This is a genomic window from Novosphingobium sp., from assembly GCF_037133355.1.
GTDB lineage: Bacteria > Pseudomonadota > Alphaproteobacteria > Sphingomonadales > Sphingomonadaceae > Novosphingobium.
Genome location: NZ_JBAXOI010000018.1, coordinates 83111 through 106103, shown reverse-complemented (window position 1 = coordinate 106103; position 22993 = coordinate 83111). Strand labels below are relative to the sequence as shown.

Genomic DNA, 22993 nt, shown 5'->3' with positions numbered 1-22993 from the left:
TCAATGAATCACCATACCCCCACAAACGCCATCGGTTTTTGCGGGTCTCCAGCTATGAGTAGAGCCTGTGCCCGGTTTGATGCCCATGCTTGGGCGTGATGGCAACAACCGGGTTGGGGGTTAACCCCCAACCCGGTTTGCCGACTGAACCGGTTCCCAGCTCGGCCGGGGTTCTGTTCCCGAGGCTCGAGTGGGGCCGGAAGTGGTTGTAGTCGTGCCGCCAGTGAGCCAACACCTGACGGGCATGGCCGAGGCTGGTGAACAGCGTCTCATTCAGGCATTCGTCACGCAGGCGAGCGTTGAAGCTCTCGATGAAGCCGTTCTGCTGCGGCTTGCCTGGCGCGATGTAATGCCACTCGACGTCGCGATCCCGCGACCATCGCAGGATCGCCATACTGGTCAGTTCAGTGCCGTTATCGCTGACCACCATGGCTGGCTTGGCCAGGCGCTCGAGAATTGCGAGGTCGAGCTCGCGGGCAACGCGCATACCCGAGATCGAGGTGTCGGCGATGAGCGCCAAGCACTCCCTGCTGTAGTCATCGACCAAGGCGAAGATCCTGAACCGACGTCCGCAGACGAGCGCGTCCGACACGAAGTCGAGGCTCCAGCGCTGGTTCGGCCCTTGAGGGATCGCCATGGGCGCCCGCGTGCCCAATGCCCGCTTGCGACCACCGCGTCGGCGCACCTGCAGGCGCTCCTCGCGATACAGCCGCCGAAACTTCTTGTGGTTCATCGTCCATCCTTCCCGGCACAGCAGCCAGTGCAGTCGGCGATAGCCGAACCGGCAGCGCTGCCCCGCCAACTCGCGGATGCGGGTTCGTGCCTCGGCATCATCCGGCCGCCGGCTGACATAGCGCACCGTAGTTCGATCCACGCCCAGAGCCTCGCAGGCCCGGCGCTGGCTCACCTCGAAAACCTCCTGGAGATGAGCCACCGCCTGCCGCTTGGCGCCAGGCGTCAGAACTTTTTTGCGCTGATCTCCTTGAGCATGGCGTTGTCGAGCATAGCGTCAGCCAGGAGACGCTTGAGCCGAGCGTTCTCCTCCTCCAGCGACCGCAGCCGCCGGGCATCGGAGACCTCCAGGCCGCCATACTTGGCCTTCCACTTGTAAAACGTCGCTGAGCTGATCCCGTGGCGGCGGCACACATCCGCCGTCGCCATCCCGGCCTCCTGCTCCTTCAACACCGCGATGATCTGCTCCTCGCTGAACCTGCTCCGCTTCATATCCATCCGACTCCTTCATGGGCCGGACTCTACTCAAACCTGGAGGAAATCCACGGGCTCAGACCATCAAGAACGCCAGGAGGCTGGCAACCCGCTACGACAAAACCGCTGACAGTTACCTCGGCTTCATCCACATCGTCTCAATCCGCCTGTGGACCCGCCAATTTGTCAACGCCTCCTAAGATTCTACTCTGGTTTGATTTTTAGTTTCGAAATTCTCCAATTACGTGGGAGGTTGTGAGGGAGAACAGATTTTGATCCCTCGCGAAGTCCAGTGTTTCCTATTTGTTCTCATCATGGTTCGACACCAGCCCTGTCCACCACCAGAGCCCACCACGAGTCCTTCCGGGCACATCCCGAAATCCGCCGGCATCCGAGCAAATCCGGCATCGGGAACAATCGCTGTCTCGGGCGCAGTCCGCCCAGGCTCGCAGCGCAGGTCCGGTTTTCGGCGCGGGCGGAGGCACAAGTGGGCTGGTCTTGTGCCTCCGGCCCGGTTTTGAGGCTTATTTCTTCAGCGCGTCTCGTGCAGCGTCCTTGAGGCCGCCCACTGCGCTGTGCACTTTGCCGCGCACCTTGTCGGCGCGGCCTTCGGCGACCAGCTTGGCGTCACCGACGACCTTGCCGACGGTTTCCTTGATGGCGCCCTCGGCCTGCTCGAGCGAGCCGGCAATCCTGTCCTTGTCCTTAATCTGCACTCCAACTCCGGCGCGCGCAGGAAGGTGCGTGCCGAAGGTCCCGCCTATGGCAGCGCGGCATGGGTTGGCACCTGTCGGAAACTACCCAGCCTCGCCCCTCGCGCAGCGCCGCGCTTCTCTCAGTCCTTGACCGTGAGGCGCAGGCCGGTACGCACGACGAGGCCGAGCGCCAGCATGCCGAAGCTGATCAGGCAGCCCGACCAGCCGACGTAGATCACGCTGCTGACCAGAACGCCCGCGCAGGAGGCAGCGAAGAGCAGGGGGAGGAGGGGGTAGAGCGGGACCTTGTAGGGGCGTTCCACCTGAGGCTGGCGGCGGCGCAGCACGATCACGGCGAGGCCGCTCATCGTCAGGAACAGCCAGTAGATTGGCGAGAGATAATCGACCATCGTCGCGAAGCCGCGGCCGGTAGCGGCGCCCCAGGCGATGAGGGCAAGTTCCACCGCGGTCTGCACGAGGATCGCGGCGCGTGGCACGCCTCGGCCCTGATCCCATTCGGCAATGCGGGCGAGCGCGGGCTCGTCCTCGGCGGCAGTATAGAGCGTGCGGCCGCCCACGATGATCAGCGCGTTGAGCACGGAGAAAGCCGCGACCGCGACGCCGATGACGATCACCGTTTCGCCCGCCTGCCCGAAAGCGCGGGCCATGAGCGCGGCGGCGGGTGCCTCGCTTTCAGCAAGACCCGCCATCCCGAGGCCGCGCACGTAGGCCCAGTTGGCGATCATGTAGAGCGCCGTGATCATCGCCATGCCGCCCACCAGCGCGCGCGTCATGTCGCGCGGACCGCGCACTTCGGCGGAAAGCGTGGAGGCATCGTTGAAGCCCCCGTAGGCGAGCATGATGAACACCATCGACTGGCCGAAGGCGGCGAGCGTGACGGGGCTGGTGGCGGAAGGGCCGGGAAGCGCCGGAGCAATGCCGCGAAACGCCAACCACAGCGCCGCTCCGCCCAGCGCCAGAAGCGCGGCGACATCGAGCGCGACCATGGCGATCTGCGCGCGCGTTCCGGTCTGCACGCCGCGCAGGTTGAGCGCAGTGAGGAGAATGACCATGCCGCCCGCCACCAGCGCGCGCGTGAAAGTTCCCATCGGGACGAGTTCGGCGAGATAGTCGATCCCCACGAACGCCAGCAGCGCGCCTGAGGCGGAGAAGATCACGGCAAAGCGCGACCAGGCAAACAGCCAGGCGGCATCGGCGCCGAACGCCTCGCGCAGGAAGCGGTAGTCGCCGCCGGTATCGGGAAAGGCGGCGGACAACTCGGCATAGCAGAGCGCGCCGATCAGCGCGAAGACCCCGCCCAGCGCCCAGGCCATCAGCAGCGCGCTTTCCCCGCCAAGGCTTTGCGCAACAAGCTGCGGCGTGCGGAAAATGCCCGCACCGATCACCATGCCCATGACCACGGCGGCGGCGGCGGTGGTGCTTAGCATGCGCTTGGGGATGTGGTGGGGCGAGAGCTCGGGCGGAGAAGGCATCAAGCGGAACGGTAGAGAAATTTGGCGGCGGGGGAAGCCCCGACAGCGTGTGGCGTATCGGTCCGATGCGGTCGGAAATCCGCTGGCGAGCATGTCGTTCCTCAGGCACACAACAAGCATGGCGCGGAGCCTGGAGGCAAGATGACGCTCACGGCGACCTATGATGTGGTGAATACGGCCGGCGTGGATCAGAACTCCGCCGATCTGCTTGTGGGACTGTGCAACGAGGCGCTGAGGCTGTGGGGAGACCAGCTCGCGGGCAGCGCTGATGTCCTGATCCGGCTCGAGATCATCCACGGCCAAGCCACGCAGGTGCTGGCCGATGCCGGGCCGGCGGCTGGCGCTGTCATCCAAACCGATGGTGACACTAAGTATTGGGTCAGCTCCCTTGCGCTGCGGCTGCAGGGCAATGTCATCAAGCGGGGGGACAACGCGCCGGATATCCTGATCAGGGTGAATGCCGACAATCTCTCGTCGGTCTATCTCGACCCGACGCCGGCGACGCGCGGAGACCTGCCGGCGGACAAGTACGACGGCCTTTCGATCATACTGCACGAGCTTGGCCACGGGCTCGGTTTCTACGGATTTTTCGACAACAGCACCGGGACCTACGCGGACAACACGAAGTCCGCGTTTGATTACCGGGTCCTGGCGGGCGATCCCAGCGCCAGTTTCGTCGGCCCCTCGACCAAGCACATCCTCAGCAGCGTGCCCATCACCAACGGCAACTATGGCCACTACGGCAACAGCCCGGCTGATCCGCGTGAAGGCAATATCCTGCTGGGCCTGATGACAGGGCTCGGCGCGGTGCAGGGATACGCTTATGGTATCAGCGCGCTCGATATCGCGATGCTGGCCGATACGGGCCTTGGCACGAACGGGGACGATGTGCTCGATCTCCCGTTCCTGCCCTCGATGCGCGGCGGTCCCGGCGATGACAGCATCACCGGCGGGGACGGCAACAACACCCTGATGGGCGAAAGCGGGCGCGACGTGCTTGTTGGCGGCGGGGGGAACGACCGTCTCTTTGGCGGGACCGAAAACGACAACCTGACCGGAGGGGCGGGCAACGATATCCTGAATGGTGGACGCGGCGCGGATGTCATGGCGGGCGCGGCGGGCAACGACACCTACTACGTCGATGACGTGAAGGACCTCATATACGAGACGGATTCGCAAACGGGGATCACGGTCGATCCTGGCGGAACGGACCTCATTCGCTCGACGGTTTCCTGCGATCTCACCGTCTATGGCCAGCAGTTCATCGATAACGTGATCCTGATAGGCCCGGCCGCAGCGGATGTAACCGGCAATGCGCTGGCCAACCGTATCGTTGGCAACGCGGCCGCGAACGTTCTTGTTGGCGGGGACGGCGGCGATGTCTTGGCGGGCGGTGCGGGCGGCGACACGCTGGATGGCGGAGCAGGGCGGGATGTCCTGACGGGCGGCGGCGGAGCGGACAGCTTCGTGTTCAGCACCGCGCCGATGCGGGGCCAGTCGCTCGACGTGGTCAAGGACTTCCACGCGGCCGATGCCGACTCCATTGCCCTGAAGCTGGCTGTCTTCGGCGCTGCCGGCCCAGCCGGCATGCTCGCGGAAGAGGCGTTTTACGCGGCTGCCGGCGCCAATCGGGGCCACGATGCCTCCGACCGGATCATCTACAACACCGACACCGGGCGGCTGTCCTACGATCCGGACGGCAGCGGCCCGCTGGCCAGCATCGCGTTTGCGCAGCTGCGCGGCGCACCGGCCCTTGCGGCGCATGATATCTGGCTGGTTGCCTGAACCCCGGTGCGGGCAGGTGCACTACTGCGCTGATTTCACATAGATCGACTGGCGCAGCACGCTGCTCTTTCCGCCGAGGGTGAGGGTGATCGGTCCTTCGAGCCGGATCTTGAGCGTGGCGGCTTGCTGCGGATCGAGTTCGAGGCGGTATTCGCCCGCGGGCAGACGCTCGAACAGGAAGAAGCCGTCGGATTCGCTGCGGGCGCGGGCGGCGATGGTGCCGTCGGGGCGCAGCAGGCGCAGCTGGAGGCGCGAGACCGCATGGGTGCCGGTGGCGGCGCGGAAATAGGCGGTGCCCTCGATGTCGCTCAGGGTCACGATCGCAAAGTCGCTGGTGTGGATGCGGCCCGGACGGGGCACGACCTCGATCCCCGGCCGCGCGGGCGCAAGCGCGATATCGGGCATCGAATCGGCATCGACGCGGACCGAGGCGCGGTTGCCATCGCCGAGATTGCCGATGAAGGCCTGACCCTTTGCATCGGTGCGGGCCTCCTCGGTGCCCGAGAGGAAGGTGACGCCCTCGACCGGTGTCTCGCCCGGATCGCGGCGGCCGTTGGCATTGGCATCGGCAAAGGCGCTGACTGCGACCGCGCCGCCGCTGGTGAGGCCCGGACGCGCGATGAAGCCGCGACCGACCACCGGATTACGCCCGAAGCTGAAGCCCACGCGCAGCGCGAGCGAGAAGTTGCGGTTGGGAAAGCCGTAAGACCCGTCAAAAGCGACATTGACCGGGCCGATGCGGCGCACCGCCGAAAGACCGAGCGTGGTCTGATGATCGTCAAGAGTGTGCGTCACCCCGGCGCGCACCAGCGTGCTCTGGCCGAAGCGGCGGTCGGCCTCGACCGTCACCGATTGCAGGTTGACCGTTGGGGCGAGGCCATAACCGATGCCGGCGCGGTAACGCGTGCGCGAGCCGGAAATCGTGGCAAGATCGAAAGTGCCGAGCAGGCGGCTGGTGGTCGGCGTGCCGGGCGCACTGGTGCGGTTGTAGTCGAAGGTGTTCGACAGGAGCACGCCGCCCAGCGGCAGGGTAGTGCGCAGCGCCGCACCCGTCTGGCGGCGACCATCGGCGAACTCGATGCGGCGGACCTGGCTGGTGATCGGCAAGATCCGTGCGCTGGGCCCGCTGCCGAGATGGAGCGTGGCGTTGAGGTTGAGCTCGCTGGCGCGGCGCAGCGGATCATTGGTGAAGGCGCGTACTTCGTCGCTGGCGCCGCCGCCGTATTCGGCGTGGTTGAGGCTGTAGGCCAGCCTGAAGAGCTTGCCGCCGAGGCCCAGCTCGACCGTACTGCCGCCGCCGTCCTGCAGGCCGAGATCGAGCCGCAGCGCGGTGGAGCCGATGCCGCTCCTGAGACCCGTGGCAGCCAGCCAGTGGCGGCGCCCGCCGCTGTCCCACAAGGCCCCGCCGAGCGTGGCGGTGACCATGCGCGAAATGCCGTAGCCCAGTTCCGCTGTGGCGCGCCAGGCGCCGTAGTCGGCGGCCGGGCTGAACTGGGGCCCGCGCACCCCGAACAGGTTCACGTCCTTCTGCGCCGCGCCAACGCTGTAGATGAACTGTCCGGGCGTTAGGCGGCCGTCGCCTACGCTGATCCGCCGCACCACTTCACGCCGCTGCCCCTGCGGCCCGTAGAACACGAGGCGGAACACGTTGAGCCCGAAATCCACCGGCACCTGGAGGAAGGCATACTGTCCGTTCACCGGCGTGCGGGTCGATCCGATCAGCGCATTGTTGCGATAGAGTTCGACCTCATAACCATCGAGCAGATCGCCGCGCAGATCGACCGCATCGAAGATCGAGGCCTGTTCGAGCGGGGCATTGGTGACAAAGGCGCCGCGCCCGCTGACCCCGCGCAGGCCGATCGGCAGTGCGCCAGTGGCAACGTCGCCGAGCTGGAATTCGGTGGCCTTCAAAGGGCCGAGCAGATCGCCATCGGGATCGCGGCGGCCAAGCTCGAGCCGGGCGGCGGTGAGCCCGTCGCGCGTGGAAAGGCTGGCATAGGCGCGCGCGGTCATGAAGGCGACATCGCCGGCGAGGCGCAAGTCCGCCTCCAGCCGCGTACCCATGTCATCGTCGGTCAGCGCGCGCAGTTCGGTTTCGCCTACTGGCAGCGAGAGCGCGCGCCATGGCGTTTCCTCGCGCGGGAAGCGAGCGGCGGGTTGGCCGGAATCGCGCGCGGCGCGGGCGCCGAGCTGTTCGCGGCTGGCCTCGCGGACCATGCGTTCCTCGAACGGGAAGGGCTCGTGGGTTTTTACCGCAATGGTCTGGGCGCGCAGATCGACCTTGAGATCGAGCGGGAACAGATCGGAAAAGCGCTCGGCGCGTACGTAGAGTTCGCCCTCATAGGCGACGGCATCGCCGCGTCCCAGCGCAACCGGGCGGCCCGCCACCACCAGCGTCCCGTCGCGCAAGTTGAGCGTGAGCGTGCGCTTTTCATCGAGGAACCAGCCGCTGGCATAATGGCCCTCATCGCTGACCGCGATGGGCAGATCGAGGAAGCGGGTCAGCGCGCCGAGCGGGAGATAGACGCCCTGGCGCAGGCCGTAGGCGACGATGGTGTCGCTCATTTCGCCTTGCGCGGTCTCGATCTGGAGAATGAGTTCATCATCCTCGCTGATTACCGGAACACGGGTGGCCGCACCGAGGCCGGACTGACCGTTGCCGTTGGCCTGCACTGGACTGGTGGTGAGTGCGGCGCGCGGTGCGGGCGCCGGGGGCTGGCCGAAGGCGGGTTCTGGGAGTGCGCGGTTGCTGTCCCCGAAACTGCGTGAGGCGAGGCGGGCGGAGGCGGCCTCCGGTGGCGCAGCGGCAACGGGCGGCGCGAACCGTGCGGGCACGGCGGCGGCCGAGGCGAGCAGAGTGGGGCGGGAAGCGGCGGGCGCTGCCCGCATTGGCGCCGGCGCGGGTGGTGCCGCTTTGGGTGCGGTACTAGCGGGCGCGGGCACGCTGGATGCGGGTGCGGCCGCCGGGGACGGGCCGCCGAAAGCCGGGCGAGGGAGCGCCTCGGCGAGGTTGGCAGCGGGCGCAGCGGGCTTAGCAGTTGGCGGTGTGGGCGCGGTGGGAGCTGAGGGCGCTGCCTCGGGCGCTGCCATTGCGGGGGCAACGGTGTCGGGCTCTGCCGCAGCGGGCGCGGGTTCGGCCTCGCGCACGGGCGGTGGCGGTGCGGTCTTGGGCGGCGATGCGTCGGCCAGGACGACGGAGGGTGGTGGCGGTGCCGGCTCTGCCGCGAAGGCCGGGGCTGCTGGTGGCGGCTGGGCGGCGGCAGGCGCAGGCGCGGCGGCTGGCGAGCTTGCGGCAGGCAGCGGCGCTTGCGTGGCGGCCGGTACGGCCGCAGGCGCGGGCGCTGCTTCGGACATGGGGGCGGGAGCCACCTCGCCGGGCACCGCCTCGGCAAAAACGCGCTGAAAGGTGGGGGAGGGCTGGTGCGCCGCCGGTACCGGTTGAACCAGCGCCGCAGGAGCGGGGATGCTCTCTGACGGCGCGGCGGGCGGCGTGAGCTGCGGGGCCGGCTTGACCGCCTCTTCTTCGGAATACGCGGGGACCGGCGCTGAGGGCGGAGCGGCGCTGCTGGCAAGCGCCGAGGCAAAGTCGGGCTCCGACGGCGGCGTCTGCCCGGTTTTGCGGCGCTTGCGGGCAGGCGCCGGGGCCTCGGGCGCGGGGCTCTCCACCGCAAAGCGCGGCTCGGGCAGCTTTTCGGGGCGGCGGGCCTTGCGCGCCTCGCGCTGGGGGGCAGGATCGGGAGCGTCGCCTTCAGGTGCGGTCAGCTCGCGGCGCGCGGCATCACCCGCGAGCGCGAGGGTGGCGCCCAGCACGACCCGCAAGCGACCGGAGGATCCGCGTGGCTGGTCCCCCTCGCGGCGTTTCACGGCACGACGAATTCCTGCCGGGCGAGGACTTTGCCGGGCGAGACATCGTCATCGACGTAGCTCACCGTCCAGCGGGTCCCCCGCGCGAGGAAGCGCGGTTCGGTGGCCGGATCAATCAGCACCTGCACCGCACGCTCGGGAATTTCGGTGTAGACGCCGATACCCTTGACTTCGGCCACCGGCTTCTTCGCGCCCGGTGCGGTGATCACGATATCACCGAAGGCCGAGCGCGTGCCCTCGCGCGTGATGGTCAGCGCCAGCGCCACCGGGGCGCCGGGCGATGCATTGAGCCGCAAGTCCTTGAGCCCTGCGGTCAGCGTCGTCTCGCCCACGCGCACGATCACCGGGATAGAGATGCCGAAGCGCGGCACGATACGCACGCCGATGCCCTGTCCGGTCTCACCGCCCGCAGCCTCGTCGATGCTGGTGCCGCCGGTTTCGGGCGGGACCGAGATCACGGTGAAGTGCGAGCGGTACTCGCCCGGCGGCAGATCGGGCGCGACGCGGGCCATGATCCGCACCATTTGCGCCTCGCTTGCGGGCAGGGTGACATGGCGCGGCGACCAGCGCAGGAATCCGCTCGCTGCATGGACTGCGGCGCGCGCGGCGGGGTCCTCGACCGTGGCGAGATCGACCAGCCGCCCGTCGCGCTGCATCGCCATGTCGGAAACCGTGATCTCGTACTCGCCCGAAGCGGCGGCGCGGTTGTAGAGCCCGACGCTGGCGATCCGTGCGCGGTCGTCGATCACCACGCGTTTGGGGAAGAGATTGATGTCGCCCATGCCGCCCACGGCGCCTGCAGGCAGCGCGGCGGGGCCAGGCGGTGCGGCGGCGGGGTCTTCGGCCGGAGCGGGGGCCGAGCCTGCCGAAATGGCCATGGGGGCGGTTTGGGCCGGGGCACTGCCGGGCAAGGCCAAGGCCAGCAATGCGGCACTCGTCAGCGTCGCTGCGAAGCCAACGGGTCTGGTGGTCTGCAAAGGAAACGTCCCGATCAAGCGAACTAGGTTAATCTCCTTATGGAGTCTCCCGGATTCGCTGGCAATCGCGGACTACTGATAAGTCACAGTTACGGCATATGTGCCAGTGTAGGTGCCCACCGTCTGGTTCGCCAGGACATTGAGCGTGGCCCCGACCGAAAGCGTGAAAGTGCCCGCGGCGCTGAATGCAGTGCCCGAGGTCCAGTTGCTGCGGAAGGCGCTGAGGCGCATGTTGCGCGCGCCCTGGCGCAGGATCGCAACTGTGGGCAGGTCGACCGTGAAGAGGCGGCCCGGATCGCCGTTGACCGCGAAGGTGCCGGGGCCGCGTGCGATGGTTTGGGTGATCGCGGTGCTGGTGAGCACGCCGCCGGTCGTCGAGATGGTGCCGGCAGGATCGAGCACGACCGTTCCCGCCGCAGTCGGGCGCGTCAGCTGCCCGAAGGAAAGGGTATTCACCGCTACGATGGTCAGCGGCTTGATGACGGCCGCCTGCGCCGCGCCGTTCACTGTGGAACTGCTCGGGGCTGCGAATGCGGTGCCGGGGGTGAACGACATGGCAAGCGCCATGATCGCCATCCCGGACAGGAATCGCGGGCGGAGGAACATCGGGGGTATCCGGAAAATGGTCAGAATGTGACCGGGGGCTGCCCGCCTTGGGCGCCCCCGGTCTGGTCAGGCGATCAGTTGTAGGTGACGGTCGCCGAGTACGAGCCCGTGTAGGCGCCCGCAGCTTCGGTACCGGCCAGGGTCAGCGTGCCGCCGACAGTGAAGCTGCCGGTGCCGGTTCCGCTCAGCGTGCTGCTGGAGGCCGAAGCGGTGGTGGTGAAGTTGATGGAGGTGGTGCCGTTCGACACGGTGCCCGCGCCGGTCGCGATCGAGAACGAGCGCGCGGCATCGCCGGTCACGCTGAACGCGTCGGCCGAGTTGGACGAGCCGGGCACGAAACCGACATCGCCGCCGACCGAGCCGACGCCGGCGACCGAGACGGTGACAGTGCCGCCGGTGCCGGTGGTGAAGCGGCCGAAGCCAAGGGCGGCGCCCGAGTCATGGGTCAGGACGATCGGCGAAACGATCGTGGCGGTGGCGCTACCATTGGCGGACGAGGTGTTGCCCGAAGCAGCGAAAGCAGGGGTCGCCGAGACCATGGCGATGACCGAAGCGAGGATGATCTTCTTCACGTGTATGCTCCCGAAAGGTAGTCCTGGCGCCTCCCCCCTGGGCTGCGACAGGATCACGAAACTGCCGTACTGCGAACTCGGGTCGAACAGCCCTTATCCGGTACGTAAATCTACCTATTCGGGGCGAGTTAATGGGTAGTTATTCAGCGATTTACTGATTATATGTCCCAGAATGGGAATATAAATATCTATTTAATCAGTCTTTATTGGCCGTTAACCATGCAAGTGGCCGAGCTATAGTCGTAAAAGTGGCTTTGATGCCGGCGCGCTGCATCGCCTCCAGATCCGTCCGATGACGCCCAGGTGCCGGAAAAATCGATGAAATTTTTTTTGGCTCAGGCTGATCCGCGGCAAGAATCGGTGTTTACCGGTCGCGCGGACGCAAAAAAGCCCGCGACCGGTGCGGTGCGGGCGGACTTTGGGGGCTGAGCCTTAAGGCCCCCTGGGACGTCTCAGCGAGGCGTCAGTTGTAGGAAGCGGTGATCTGGTAGGTGCCGGTGTAGGTGCCAACCGGCTGCGCGCCGCCCACGGCCAGCGTTCCGCCCACTGCGATATCGAGCGTGCCTACGGGCGAGCCGGTCAACGCACCGACAGTGAACAGCGTGATCGTCATCGAGGCGCCGGTGCGGGTGACCGTGGCGGCCAGCGGCAGGGTGACGAAGAATTGCCGGCCCGGATCGCCGCTGACGCGGAAGGTGCCGGCCTGTGGCCCCGCGCCGCCTTGGGCGATCGCGGTATTTCCGACCATGCCGCCGCTGGTGGACACAGCGCCGGTGGTGCTGACAGTAACCGTGCCCGCTGCGGTCGGCTGTGCCATCAGGCCGAAGCGAAGGGGCGCTGTGGCGGCAATGGTGATCGGCTGGATCAGCGTGGCGCTGGCCGTTCCGGTCATCGTCGCCGAGCCGCCGGGCGCAGCAAGCGCCGGGAGCGGCGCCGCGAGTGCGGCAAGCGCGATCAGGGAAGAGCGGATGGGGCCGGCCACGGACATGCCTTGTTTGGCGGAGATAGACGCTGGGGCGAGTGCCCGGCTGCCACCCGGGGGGAGCGGCAGCCGGGCAAACCCGGGCTCAGTTGTAGGTGACGGTAGCGCTGTAGGTGCCGGTATAGGCGCCAGCAGCCGCCGTGCCGGTCACGGTCAGCGTGCCGCCGACCGTGAAGCTGGCGGTGCCGGTGGTGCTCAGCGTGGCCGTCGCGGCCGAAGCTGCAGTGGTGAACGCGAGGCTCGTGCCGCCCGAGGTCACGTTGCCGCCGGTGGTCGAGATCGAGAACGAGCGGCTGGCATCGCCAGCGACGGTGAACGAGTCAGCCGAAGTGGTCGAGCCGGGCACGAAAGTGACATCGCTGCCGACCGAGCCGACGCCCGCCGAAGTGATCGTCACGCTGCCGCCGGTGCCGGTGGTGAAGCGGCCGAAGTTGAGGCTGGCAGAGGCCGGGTGCGTCAGCACGATCGGGGCGACGATCGTGGCCGTCGCGGTACCGGTGGCGGTGGAGGTGTTGCCCGAGCCGGCGAAGGCGGGGGTCGCGGTCGCGAGGACCAGGGTGGAAGCGAGAATGATCTTCTTCACGTGGATGCTCCTGATTGCTGTGTCGCCCCGCAACGTCCCGGTCTTGGAGCTGGTAAATGTCTGTTCATCAGGGCCCGTTGTTCCCGTGCTCTGATAGGTAAAAGTCCTAAGTGAATATGGTTAACAAAGGGTTCTCGGTCGGAAACCTTTTGCAAAGAACTGGCCGTAATTTAGTCCGTTTCGGACTTCATTCTCAGCAATCAACCAGATGAAATAGAAGGGTAATAGTCGAGACCCGGCGCGCGTGGCGCAAAGCGGGAAGGGCGGTCACGCATCGCGTACCGCCCTGTCTGATGTTGTGCCTGACGTTAACCAAATGCGGCGCCGTGCGCCGTCCTGTCAGTTGTAGGAGACAGTCGCCGTGTAGGTGCCGGAATAGGCGCCGGTCGGGGCCGTGGCCGTGACCGTGAGCGTGCCGCCGACAGTGAAGCTGCCAGTGCCGGTTGCGCTGAGCGTCGCCGTGCTGGCCGAAGCGGCTGTGGTGAAGGCAAGGTTGGTCGCGCCCGAGGTCACGTTGCCGCCGCTGGTCGCGATCGAGTACGAACGGTTGGCATCGCCCGCCACGGTGAAGCTGTCAGCCGCAGTGGTCGAGCCCGGAACGAAGGTGACATCGCTGCCGACCGAGCCCACGCCCGTGGCGGTGACGGTTACCGTGCCGCCGGTGCCGCGCGTGAAGCGGCCAAAATTGAGACTGGCGCTGGCCGGGTGGGTCAGGACGATAGGGGCGACGATCGTTGCTGTAGCCGTGCCTGTCGCGGTCGAGGTGTTGCCCGTTCCCGCTAGGGCCGGGCTTGCCACGGTCAGCGCGATCAGCACTGCGGGAAAAAACTTCTTCACCGGTTTGCTCCTGGTCCCGTTCGCCCCGCACCGGAGAGTTGGCGGAACTGGAGAGACCGGGCCTTCCGGCGTCCTCCTATGTATTTTTCCTAAGTAGAAATGGTTAACGGAAGGTTAGGACCCGGGAAAGAGGCGATCGATGCTAGCTGTACGTTACGAGAATGGTCAGCGTTGCGTGGTAGTGGGCCGCGCTCGTCCCGGCGGGAACGTTGAGCCTGCCGCCGATGGTGATCTGGTCCTGGCCCTTGGTATCGAGCTTGCCGGAGGTGGTATCGCCGCCCGTGTGGCTGTCGAGGTGGACCAGGAGCGCATCGATGGCCAGATCGGGTGCGGTCGCGCCTGAACCGATGAGCGTGCCGGTCGCGGTGATCGCTGCGGGTGCGTTCACACGGTAGCTGCGGCTGGCCTCGCCGCGCACGGCAAAGCGCGCGGGTGCGATCCCGGCGCAGCTGCCGCCCGGACAAGCAGGCGCTGCACCTCCGGCATAGCTTGCGCCGCCGCCCGGATCGACGGTCACCGAGCCGCTGGCCGTTGCCGATGCCGTGAGCGAGCCGAAATCGAGATCGTTGAGCGCGACGGCCACGATGGGTTCGACCACGACCGCTTCGGCCTGCCCTTGCGCCGTGGCGCTCTGGCCGCTCGCGGCCATGGCCGGGGCTGCGAGCGCGGCGGTGCTCGCGGCAAGGAGAAGGCGGGGCAGGATCACAGCTCGGCCAGCACGGTGACGACAATTGGCAATGCAATGGCAAGTTCGGCGCCGCCTGCCGTGCGCGTGACCTGCAGCGTGCCGCCCACGCGGAACGAGCGGCTGCAGATGCGCCGCTGGCAGCCGGTTATGGTGATTTGAGCGGTCTGGCCGGGGACAAGCTCCGAAATTCCGGGCAGATCGGTATCGAAGCGGGCGATCGTTCCGGTAACTCCGCCGCTTACCTGGCTTGCCACGCCTGGCACGAGCACGGCGATCAGCAGCGAGTAGTTGGTATTGGCATTATTGCCGCGATCATAGGTGAAGGTGAATTGTGCCGGCCCCGGCGCGGAACCGGTGAGCGGCACAATTGCTGAACCTGAAACCGATCCGGTTGCAGAAACAGTCCGAGTACCTGCTGTATCGGTGAAAAAACTGCCAAAGCGCAGCGCCTGGTCTGCGGAGACACTGACCGAAGGCGCGGCGGCATGAGCAGGGGGGCTGATGCCCGCGATGGCCATGCCCAGCAAGGCCGCAGCGATCGAGCGGCTCCAACGGGTCGAGGAAGCGGGGTAAACCCGGTGCACTGGCCATCCCTGCGCAAGCGACAAAGTGAATGGTGAAGTGATAGGCCCCGCCGTGGGCGGCGGCAAGTGTGCGTCGGCGCGTCGTCCCGCACCGGCACGAGCCAGCCACAGACCTTAATGGTTGTGCTTACCGTCCGATGCCGAGGAAGCCGAGGCTCTTGCTGTCGAACTTCATGCGCATTGTCGCAAACACGCCCTTGGTGGTCGAGCGCGCGGCGGCAAAATCGCGGTCGCGGAAGCCGGTTATGTTGTAGCCGATCACGACCATCACGTTGTCCGCCGGGACAATGCCGATCTGCGGGCCGACCGCGAAAGAGGTCGTGCCGTCCGAGAGACTGCGCCGCACGGTAGCGCTGCCGCCCACTTCGACCCGCTTGCCAATCCCGATGCGCGCGTCGATCCCGCCCAGCACGGTCGTGCCGGCAAGGTCAAAGCCTTGATAACGATCGAGATTGTGCCGCGCGGCCACGAACACACCCACTTCGGTGCGCTGGACCATCTGGCCATCGACACGGCCCGTGGGCGCCCAGTCCCCTGAGAAACTCGCGACAATGCGGCGCGAGCGGGCATCGCCGTTCACGCTGAGCGCGGTTCCTGTACTGGCCCCGGTCTGACCGCCCGCTCCGGGGGCCAGGCCGGTAACCCGGTCGCTGCGGTATTCAAGCTTGGCAAGGAATGCGAAGGCCGAGGTCGCGGGCCTGTGCGCGATCGAGAGCGCGGCGCTGCCGACCTCGCTCGCCGCGCCGCTTACGTCGCGCATCGACGCCCAGGTCACGCCGCCGCCGACGACGCTGCCTTCGCCCATCTGGCGGATCATGCCGAATGTGATCCCCTTGCGCCGCGTCAGTTCGCCCTGGCGCAGCTCGCCTCGCGCGGTCGCGCTCCAGCGGCCCGAGCGCCAGGTGGCGCCGAGGGTATAGGCGGTGAAGTCCTCTGCAATGGTGGTCTGGCTGCTTGCGCCGACCACGGCAGTGCCGCCGTTGGTGGCCAGTGCGCTCTTGCCGCCGATCACCTTGTTGCCATCGATCGTCGCGTCGATTGTCACCGACTTGCTGATCGGCAGCGACTGGGCAAGGCCATAGGAGGCAAAGGCGCGCTTGCCCTGTTCGGTGATGGCGGGCGCGGTGCCTGTCTGGTCGGCTGTGGCGGGGCCGCCCTGCGTCGTCTGCTGGCCGATCACCGTGGCGATCTTGGCGCCCGTCCACGGCGCAAGCTCGATCCCGCCGCGCAGTGTGCGCGTCTGGCCCTGACCGCCATTGCCGATCTCGTAGTCGGTGATGACACGGATGTCGGACGTGATCGCATACCGGGCGCCAAGCCTGTAGCGCGGCGCTTGATAGGAGGTCGCATCGCTGCGGCCGATCGAAATCGAACCGGCCGCGCTCAGTTCCAGCTTGTTGTCGAATAGGCGCTTGGTCGTGCCCGCCTCGATCAGCGTGGTGCTGCCGCCCGTGGCGCCATTGGGACCAGTCGCCGCGCCGGCCGCCAGTGTTTCGCTGTAGCGCGCGATGCCAAGCCGCATTTCGGTGCCGCGGGTGGTCCACGTCGTGCCGAGCTGGATCGCGCTGCGGTGCGAGCCGTCGACCAGCGAGGTATCGTGCCACGCCGTCGCGCTGACCAGCCAGCGCTCGGTCAGGCGGTAGCGCGTATCGACGCCGATCTTGCGGCGGCCAAGCTCGCCGATGCTGACCTGACCCACGCCGAAATTGGCATCGAGCGAGCGGATGTAGGCCAGCACGTCGAGCCGGGCATCGTGGCGCTCGGCCTCGATCAGCCAGGCCGCCTTGGTGCCGCTGCCGGCTGGGCTGCCGCCGGTCGCGTGGCTGAGGGCCGCCTCGGCGCGGATCTCGGTCTTTTTCCCGATATAGACCTTGGCATCGACCGCGCCGAGATTGGTGCGCGTGACCGCCGCACCCGCATTGGCGGATGCATCGCTGATTGCGGTCGCGCCGAGGCGCACCTTTTCCGATTTGCTCCGCCATTCACCGCGCACGCCGGCATTCCATGCGCCGCCGTTCAGCGTGTCTATTTCGTAGTCCACGACGATGGTCTGCGGATTGAGATCGGCATCGCGGCTCAGCACGGGTTCCTTGAAGGTGATCGTCCCGGCCAGAAGGTCGATGTCGTAATCGAGGAAGCGGGTGAGCGACCTGCTCGAGACCACCAGCTCCGAACGGAAGCGGTCACGCACTTCGATCGTCACGGTCTCGCTGTTGGGCACGATCGCGCGGCTGGAAAGCTGATAGGGCCCGCTGATGCCACTGCCGGGGATCTGGTCGCGCCGGTGCGTGGTGGCGACCTTGGCGGCATAGGCCTCGGCGCGCAGCTTGCCCGCGCGGCCTTCTGCCTTCAAACCGGTCATGGTGCGCTGGTAGCGGCCGAGCTGGGTGTGATCGAAGCCGGTATCGAAATCGCCGAACATCGCCCGCACTTTTGCGCTTTCGATGCGCACGTAGAGCTTGTTCACGCTCGCCGCATCGAAGCGGCGGTCCGAGCCGTCCGCAAACACGGTGTAGTAGGCCTTGGGATCGAGCCCTCCGAGCAGGCGCTGCTCGGCGCGCTGCTTGGCGCTGTCGTAAGCGACCGTGGTCAGCCATTTGCCCTTGATCCGACCCTTCGCGTAGAACGCAACGCGAGCATGATCTCCAAGATCGCTGTCAAAGCGGCCGCTGCGCTGCATGTGGTCGGCAATGGTCTTTGCCCCCACCGCGCCTTCGGCAAGGCCGACGAGCGTCCATTTCGCCTCGCCCGGCACGACCCAGGTTTCGAGCACCTGGTTGCGCTTCACCTCGCGGTCGGTGAACTGGAATGTAAGGTCGAGGCTGCCGCTGACCATCGTCGGGGCAAGTTCGATCAGCGCGACGCCGTCGTCGCCCTTGACGATCCATGTTGGCGGCGAGCGGTCGAGGCCCGACAGCACGCGGGTCTGCATGAGATCGAGCGCCTGCGCGCTCTCGTAAGGCGCGGAGAGCGTGATCGGCCCGGAAATGCCGGCGTGGACCGGGCGGCCGCTGCGATCGAGCACTCGGATCGCGACAACGGGCCGCGTCGCGCCATCGGCGACGAGGCGCGTGCGTTCGGGCACAAGCTCGACCCGCGCCGGGGTCGCGCCGAAATGGACGGTGCGGGTGAGTGTCTGCACCACGGCGCCCGCAGCATCGCGGATCTCGGCATCGAAGCGGGTGTCTTCGCCATTGAGCGGCAGGCCGCGCCATACGCTCACGGCAAAGCCATCGGGCGAGCTCTGCGCGCCGTCGAAGGCCAGCTTGTCGACCGGCTTGCCGTCGATCTTCAGCTGCGCGGTCTGCCCCTTGCGGTGGCGGATGACGACGCGGGTAGTGGGCGCCCGCGGATTGTAGTCGGCGGTGGGGAACAGGAATTCGCTCGGACCGTCGCCCTTGGCCAGCCAGTCGGTATCACCGCCAGCTGCGGCACGGTCGCTGGCCGCTGTGGGGGCGGCGGCGGCAGCAGCTGCCTTTGCGGCGGCGAGCGTTTCAGGCGGTACTGTGGCGGCGAAGTTGGCAACGACAAGACTGCCCCCCTGGCCGATCACGAAGCGCGAGGACGCGCTGCCGGCGCTGCGGGTGGAGCGCGTGCAATCGACGAACCTGCCCCCCTTGGGAAGCGTAACCTCTTGTGCTTCAACGACATGCGTGCCGGGCATCAGCCCTTCGAAGTGGTAGCGGCCTTCCGCGTCGGTAACCGCGAAACTGCCATCCTCGAGCACCAGACGCACCCCGGCAAGGCCCGGGCGCGGCGCCTTGCGCGTATTCGGCACCGAGCAATCGCCCAGCGTGATCCTGCCGATCAGCGTCATCGTCGCGGCGAGGTTGTCGCGTTCGATACGCACGGCTGCACTCGCCGTTGCGGTTAGTCCGCGTGCATCAACTGCGTCAATTCGGTTAACCGCCTGACCCGCAGGCGCTTCCGGTCGGACCGTCATGGCATAAGTCACGGTGCGCGTCGCGCCGGGATTGATTGTGCCGATGGCAATGCTCAGGGTGCGGCCGTCCGGTGCGACGGTAACCGTGCCTTTGGGCGCCTTCACCCCGTCGAGACGGACCGTGCCGCTACGCAATCGCAATGCCGTGGATGGCCGGTCGGTGAGGACGACGCCGCGTTTGGCTCTGCCTGGATCGGTGTTGCGCACGGTCACTGTGTAAAACACTGCGTCGCCCGGTTGGGCGACTTGGCGTGAGGCAACTTTTGACAGCGCGACCGCGATGGGTGGTCGGTCGACCGGAATATCCACGCGCACCGGGGATGGGTTCGACAGCGCAAGCGGTTCGCCGTAGGAGGCGGGTAGAATCACCAGATCGCCCCCATCGGGACGAACCAATCCGGCGAAATTCTTGGGTGTAAGCGCCGATGGCGCGGTATAGGGATCGGGTGGATCGACGACCAGTCGATAGGTGCCTAGCGGCGCGAGCGGGAAGCGGTATTCGCCCGCCGGCATTTGCCAGATTCTGCCCGAACCATCGGTGACGGCCGAGCCGGTCACGATCGTCGATGGCCACGGCGTAACCCCGTCATCGGCAAAGACGCGCGCCGCCTGGCCGGTAGCGGTGTCGATCAGAGTGACCCGTGCCCCATCGATCGGCGCGGCATCTTCGCTATCAAAAACAAGGCCATAGGGGTCGGCGAGGACGTCCACGTCGGTCTTGAGCACCGAGCCGTCGCCGGTTGCGCCGTTGTACTCGACGGTGACCTTGTCACCGCCGGAAACGCTGAGGTGGCAATCGCCGCGCGTAGGCTGCGGCGGAATCGCGCTGGTTGGAATGGCGCCATAGAACACGCCGCTGTCCGGGGCCGTTTCGGAGACGGTGACCTGCTCCTGATCGCCGCTGGCCGAGGTGATCGTGACCCTGACGGTGTCGACCCGGCCGGGATCAAGCGCGGCGTGCGCCAGAACGAGCCGGAAAACGACCGGCTGGCCCACGGTTATGCTGGAGATCGTCGAGGGGGCGTTGGGATCGGCGCCGGCAGGGTCGATCTCGACCCCGGGCAGCAGCTTCCCGCCGCAATGGCCGCCGTCCACGCCAAGCGATTGATTGCCGCTTGGCAGGGGAAGGACCGAAATCGTGGCGTTCTCGGACAGCACATCGAACGAGACGACGTTCGATGCGGTTGTCAGCACATCGTCGCCTTGGTTCCAGCGGGCGATGGCGGTGTTGGTGATGGTTTTCGCCGCGGCGGGAACGCTGGCCGCGACAAGCAGTGCTGCAAAAAGCAGCAAGGCTGTCGCCCAGATCCTGTTCCGCACTGCCGCCATGGCGTTGTTTTCTTTGTATTCAGGGCAATAGGAGGGTGGGGCGGCCGCATCCCCCCGGGGTTGCCGCCGCCTGCCAGTCCTTCATCCGCGATGTATTGAGCGGTGGCCTCCTAGGCCGCGCTCAATTAATCGTGGCTTGGAACACCACCGTCTTGGTTTCGCCGCCGGCGACTGTGGCCAGCGTGCCGCTGACCGTGTTCGAGGCCATCGAGCCGGTGCCGGTCGTGTCAGCCGCGCAGGTTGCGACGCCGCTCAGGATCGTCGCGGTGCCGCCCGTCTTCACGCCGAAGGCTGAATCGTAGGTCAGGTTGGTCGGGATAGGGTCGTTCACGGTAACCGAGGTTGCCGTGGCACTGCCCGATGCGTTGCTGATCGCGATGCAGTACTGGATCGTTGCGCCCGGGATCATCTTCGGGTTGGTACCGCCGTTGATCGGGTCGCTGATGATGCGCGAGGACTTGATCGCGCTCAGCGTGGCGGCCGAAACGGTGTAGTCGTCCTTGGCCGAGAACGATGCGTCGCGCGCCGAATCGGTCGCACCTGCACCGTCGGCGAAGACGGTATCCATGCCTGCGGTGTTGGCACCCGAGGTCTGGACCAGCGCCGCACCCTGGCTGCCCACGCCGCCGGCTTCGCGGCCCGTGGCGGTCAGCGTCACGGCAGCAACCGCGTTGTTGGCCTGGGCGAGCGGCACGTCGGCCACGATGAGCACCTGAACCGAGGCATCGGCGGCGACTTCATCGAGGTACGTCACCGCGGTGTCGGTCGCCGATTCGTAGGTGCCGTTGTTGTTCACGTCGCGGAAGATGCGAACGTTGGTCACGTCGAACGTGTCCGTGTTCGAGTGTGCGCCGGCGCTGCCCGTCTGCTGAGCTGCGGCGAGCGCGAGATCGAGCGGCGCGTTCGAGGTGTTGACCACGGTGAACGCGGTCACCTGATTGACCGCGCCCGGCGTCACCGTCGTTGTGGTCGTGCCCACTTCGGCCACGGTCAGCTGGACACGGCGGTCGACCGTGAGCGTATCGGAGGCGCTCGTGCCGGTCTGCGAGATGCTGTTGACGGAGAAGGTCACCGACACCGTGTTGGTGATCGTCGAGCCTGCGGTTGTCCCGGCCGCGTGAGCCGGATTTGCGCCGAGAACGGCAAGGGCGCAAACGCCCGCCGCGCCCAGCAGTCTGCTGCGATACGTCATTTCAAAGTGCTCCACTGGGTTGCCTGCGATTATTCTGGTCGCTCACAGGCTGTGCGACCCCCCGTTCCGCCATGTCAGCGAACGATGCCGTGATACTGGACCTCGCCCGAGCCGCCCGGGGCGATCTGTGCGATGGTCCAGCGAATATGAGTGACGTCGGCGGGCGCCGCGGCGCGTTCGGCGCCTTGGCTGTCGGCCACCTTGAGCGTGCCGAGCTGGCCCCAGGTCTTGCCGCCATCGACCGAAACCTCGGTGCCGGGCGAACCTTCGGCGGAAAGCGCGACTGCCTGGGGCAGCGGATTGGTGACCACGAAATTGGTGACCGGCTGCGCGCCGTCGTTGCGATAGCGCGTGGTGAACAGCAGATGATCGCCGGGAATGACGACCTTGGGCTCGACCAGCTGGATCTTGGTCACGCCGTTCTCGGTCACGCTCTTTTCGAGCATGACATCACCCTTGAGCGTGACGGGCGAGGGCGCGGGGGCCGCGGCAGGCGCGGATTGCGCTGAGGCGAGAACCGGAACCGCCACCGCCATCAAGGCCGCAGCGCCGGCGAAGGACTTGACAAGAAAGGAGACTTTCATGGTTGGCTTCCCTGGTTGATCAGTTGATCTTGACGGCGAAAACGACCGTGCGTGTGGTGCCTCCGGCAACCTTGCCGAGCGTGACGTCGATTCCGCCGGTGCCGCCCGTGCCTGCATCGCTGTCGGCGCCATCGGTGAGCGCGGCGGCATCGAGCTTCAGCGAACCGGGCACGTAGGTCGTGCCGTCGGGGATGGTGTCGATCACGTGGAGCCCGTCGAGCTCGCCGCTGCCGGTGACCTTGGCGGCAAGTGAATAGGTCACGACCGCGCCGGGAACGGGCTTGGCCGTGCCGAAGGGATCTAGAATCGAGGCCGACTTGGTCAGCGTGATGTTGGCAAGGCTGGCAATCAGCGCGGCGAGCGAGTTGGCCGATGCGGTGGTGATACCGACGACCGCATCGCCGCCGCCTTCGCCCTTGCCGGTAAAGCTGGTGCCGGGCGTGCCGGCGCCGGTCTGTGCGGTGGCGGTGAGGCGCACCTGGCTGGTCTGCGCATCGGTCGCGCCGGCGGGCAGAGTGACGAGGATGAAGACCTTGACGCTCTTGTCCGGTCCAAGCTCCGGCGTAGCCGCCGCGCCTGCGGTGAGAACCGTATCGACGCCGGGATCGTAGACCCCGTTGCCGTTGCTATCGAGGACAAGCGACTTCACCGCGCCGTCGAAGGCGTTGCCCGAAACTTTCGGATCGGCGGCGAGATTGAAGGCTTCGGGGCCATTGCCGCTGTTGGTGACCGAGTAGATCAGCACGGCCGGCGCGCTGGTGGCCGTTGCCGGCGCGGTGCTCAGCGTCGCCACCGCGACATCGAGCAGTTCGTCGACCTTGACCGTCACCTTGTTCGAGGTGACCGACCCGCTGCCCGCGCCTGTCTGGTAGGTCGCGGTCGCGGTGTTTTCGATCAGAGTGCCTGCGAGCACGCCTGTGGCGTGCGCGGGTGAGGCGAGGCAAAGGGCAACGAGCGAGCATCCAGCGATGCCCGCGACCCGGCGGAAAGGGGTGAGGTACGTATTCATACGTGGCCCTTTCCACCCGATGTGGTTAACAAGCCGTAAGGGCATGCCTGCAGCGCCGCCCGAA

The 22993-nt window shown here is 66.9% G+C and carries 17 protein-coding genes and 1 pseudogene; 2 read left to right on the top strand and 16 right to left on the bottom strand.

The annotated features are described in order from the left end of the window. Window positions 1-52 precede the first annotated feature (52 nt). Window positions 53-1224, bottom strand: a protein-coding gene (locus WCL10_RS16710; RefSeq protein WP_336896793.1) for an IS3 family transposase whose coding sequence is annotated in 2 segments (ribosomal slippage) — window positions 53-972 and window positions 972-1224 — 1173 coding nt in all. Because the reading frame shifts where the segments join, the coding sequence is not laid out codon by codon here. Window positions 1225-1289: 65 nt separating this feature from the next. Here WCL10_RS16710 and WCL10_RS16705 point away from each other — a divergent pair. After that, window positions 1290-1406 (top strand): annotated as a pseudogene (locus WCL10_RS16705) (IS5/IS1182 family transposase); the annotation flags it as partial. Between the two features lie 324 nt (window positions 1407-1730). Here WCL10_RS16705 and WCL10_RS16700 read toward each other — a convergent pair. Further along, the gene (locus WCL10_RS16700; protein WP_336896789.1) at window positions 1731-1922 is read right to left on the bottom strand and encodes a CsbD family protein; all 192 of its coding nucleotides are present in this window, start codon (window positions 1920-1922) and stop codon (window positions 1731-1733) included. A 119-nt stretch (window positions 1923-2041) separates the two neighbouring features. After that, window positions 2042-3394, bottom strand: a complete 1353-nt coding sequence (locus WCL10_RS16695; protein ID WP_336896788.1) for an amino acid permease — start codon at window positions 3392-3394, stop codon at window positions 2042-2044. 141 nt (window positions 3395-3535) lie between these two features. On the opposite strand from WCL10_RS16695, the gene WCL10_RS16690 reads away from it, so the two are divergent. Then, complete coding sequence (locus tag WCL10_RS16690) at window positions 3536-5179, top strand: calcium-binding protein (protein WP_336896787.1); 1644 nt, start codon at window positions 3536-3538, stop codon at window positions 5177-5179. A 21-nt stretch (window positions 5180-5200) separates the two neighbouring features. Here WCL10_RS16690 and WCL10_RS16685 read toward each other — a convergent pair whose 3' ends face one another. The 13 genes from WCL10_RS16685 to WCL10_RS16625 form a co-directional block, all read right to left on the bottom strand. Further along, entirely contained in the window at window positions 5201-9043 is a 3843-nt protein-coding gene (locus WCL10_RS16685; protein ID WP_336896786.1) for a hypothetical protein, read from the bottom strand. Continuing rightward, complete coding sequence (locus WCL10_RS16680; RefSeq protein WP_336896785.1) at window positions 9040-9921, bottom strand: hypothetical protein; 882 nt, start codon at window positions 9919-9921, stop codon at window positions 9040-9042. Before WCL10_RS16680 ends, WCL10_RS16685 begins: the two co-directional genes overlap by 4 nt. Window positions 9922-10092: 171 nt before the next feature. Further along, on the bottom strand, window positions 10093-10626 hold the full coding sequence (locus tag WCL10_RS16675; RefSeq protein ID WP_336896784.1) for a DUF4402 domain-containing protein: 534 nt from the start codon (window positions 10624-10626) through the stop codon (window positions 10093-10095). 74 nt (window positions 10627-10700) lie between these two features. Beyond that, window positions 10701-11198, bottom strand: coding sequence for a DUF4402 domain-containing protein (locus tag WCL10_RS16670; RefSeq protein WP_336896783.1), 498 nt, complete (start codon window positions 11196-11198; stop codon window positions 10701-10703). Between the two features lie 463 nt (window positions 11199-11661). Then, complete coding sequence (locus WCL10_RS16665; protein WP_336896782.1) at window positions 11662-12180, bottom strand: DUF4402 domain-containing protein; 519 nt, start codon at window positions 12178-12180, stop codon at window positions 11662-11664. A gap of 85 nt (window positions 12181-12265) precedes the next feature. After that, window positions 12266-12763, bottom strand: coding sequence for a DUF4402 domain-containing protein (locus tag WCL10_RS16660; RefSeq protein ID WP_336896781.1), 498 nt, complete (start codon window positions 12761-12763; stop codon window positions 12266-12268). Between the two features lie 339 nt (window positions 12764-13102). Further along, window positions 13103-13600, bottom strand: a complete 498-nt coding sequence (locus WCL10_RS16655) for a DUF4402 domain-containing protein (RefSeq protein ID WP_336896780.1) — start codon at window positions 13598-13600, stop codon at window positions 13103-13105. 142 nt (window positions 13601-13742) lie between these two features. After that, window positions 13743-14306, bottom strand: a complete 564-nt coding sequence (locus WCL10_RS16650) for a DUF4402 domain-containing protein (protein ID WP_336896779.1) — start codon at window positions 14304-14306, stop codon at window positions 13743-13745. After that, a complete protein-coding gene (locus tag WCL10_RS16645) occupies window positions 14303-14872 on the bottom strand; it encodes a DUF4402 domain-containing protein (RefSeq protein ID WP_336896778.1) in 570 nt (189 codons plus the stop codon). The genes WCL10_RS16650 and WCL10_RS16645 overlap by 4 nt, the downstream gene beginning before the upstream one ends. Before the next feature lie 127 nt (window positions 14873-14999). Next, on the bottom strand, window positions 15000-20108 hold the full coding sequence (locus WCL10_RS16640; RefSeq protein WP_336896777.1) for a hypothetical protein: 5109 nt from the start codon (window positions 20106-20108) through the stop codon (window positions 15000-15002). A gap of 157 nt (window positions 20109-20265) precedes the next feature. Beyond that, window positions 20266-21336 (bottom strand): hypothetical protein, encoded by a 1071-nt coding sequence (locus WCL10_RS16635; protein WP_336896776.1) that lies wholly within the window; start codon window positions 21334-21336, stop codon window positions 20266-20268. Between the two features lie 74 nt (window positions 21337-21410). Further along, window positions 21411-21920, bottom strand: coding sequence for a hypothetical protein (locus tag WCL10_RS16630; protein ID WP_336896775.1), 510 nt, complete (start codon window positions 21918-21920; stop codon window positions 21411-21413). Window positions 21921-21939: 19 nt separating this feature from the next. Beyond that, a complete protein-coding gene (locus tag WCL10_RS16625) occupies window positions 21940-22929 on the bottom strand; it encodes a hypothetical protein (protein ID WP_336896774.1) in 990 nt (329 codons plus the stop codon). Between the last annotated feature and the right edge of the window lie 64 nt (window positions 22930-22993).

What these genes read in the sequence shown, in the direction of transcription:
- WCL10_RS16695 (WP_336896788.1), bottom strand. Translation starts at nt 3,394, where the DNA reads ATGCCTTCTCCGCCCGAGCTCTCGCCCCACCACATCCCCAAGCGCATG.
- WCL10_RS16690 (WP_336896787.1), top strand. Translation starts at nt 3,536, where the DNA reads ATGACGCTCACGGCGACCTATGATGTGGTGAATACGGCCGGCGTGGAT.
- WCL10_RS16680 (WP_336896785.1), bottom strand. Translation starts at nt 9,921, where the DNA reads ATGGCCATTTCGGCAGGCTCGGCCCCCGCTCCGGCCGAAGACCCCGCC.
- WCL10_RS16675 (WP_336896784.1), bottom strand. Translation starts at nt 10,626, where the DNA reads ATGTTCCTCCGCCCGCGATTCCTGTCCGGGATGGCGATCATGGCGCTT.
- WCL10_RS16635 (WP_336896776.1), bottom strand. Translation starts at nt 21,336, where the DNA reads ATGACGTATCGCAGCAGACTGCTGGGCGCGGCGGGCGTTTGCGCCCTT.
- WCL10_RS16630 (WP_336896775.1), bottom strand. Translation starts at nt 21,920, where the DNA reads ATGAAAGTCTCCTTTCTTGTCAAGTCCTTCGCCGGCGCTGCGGCCTTG.
- WCL10_RS16625 (WP_336896774.1), bottom strand. Translation starts at nt 22,929, where the DNA reads ATGAATACGTACCTCACCCCTTTCCGCCGGGTCGCGGGCATCGCTGGA.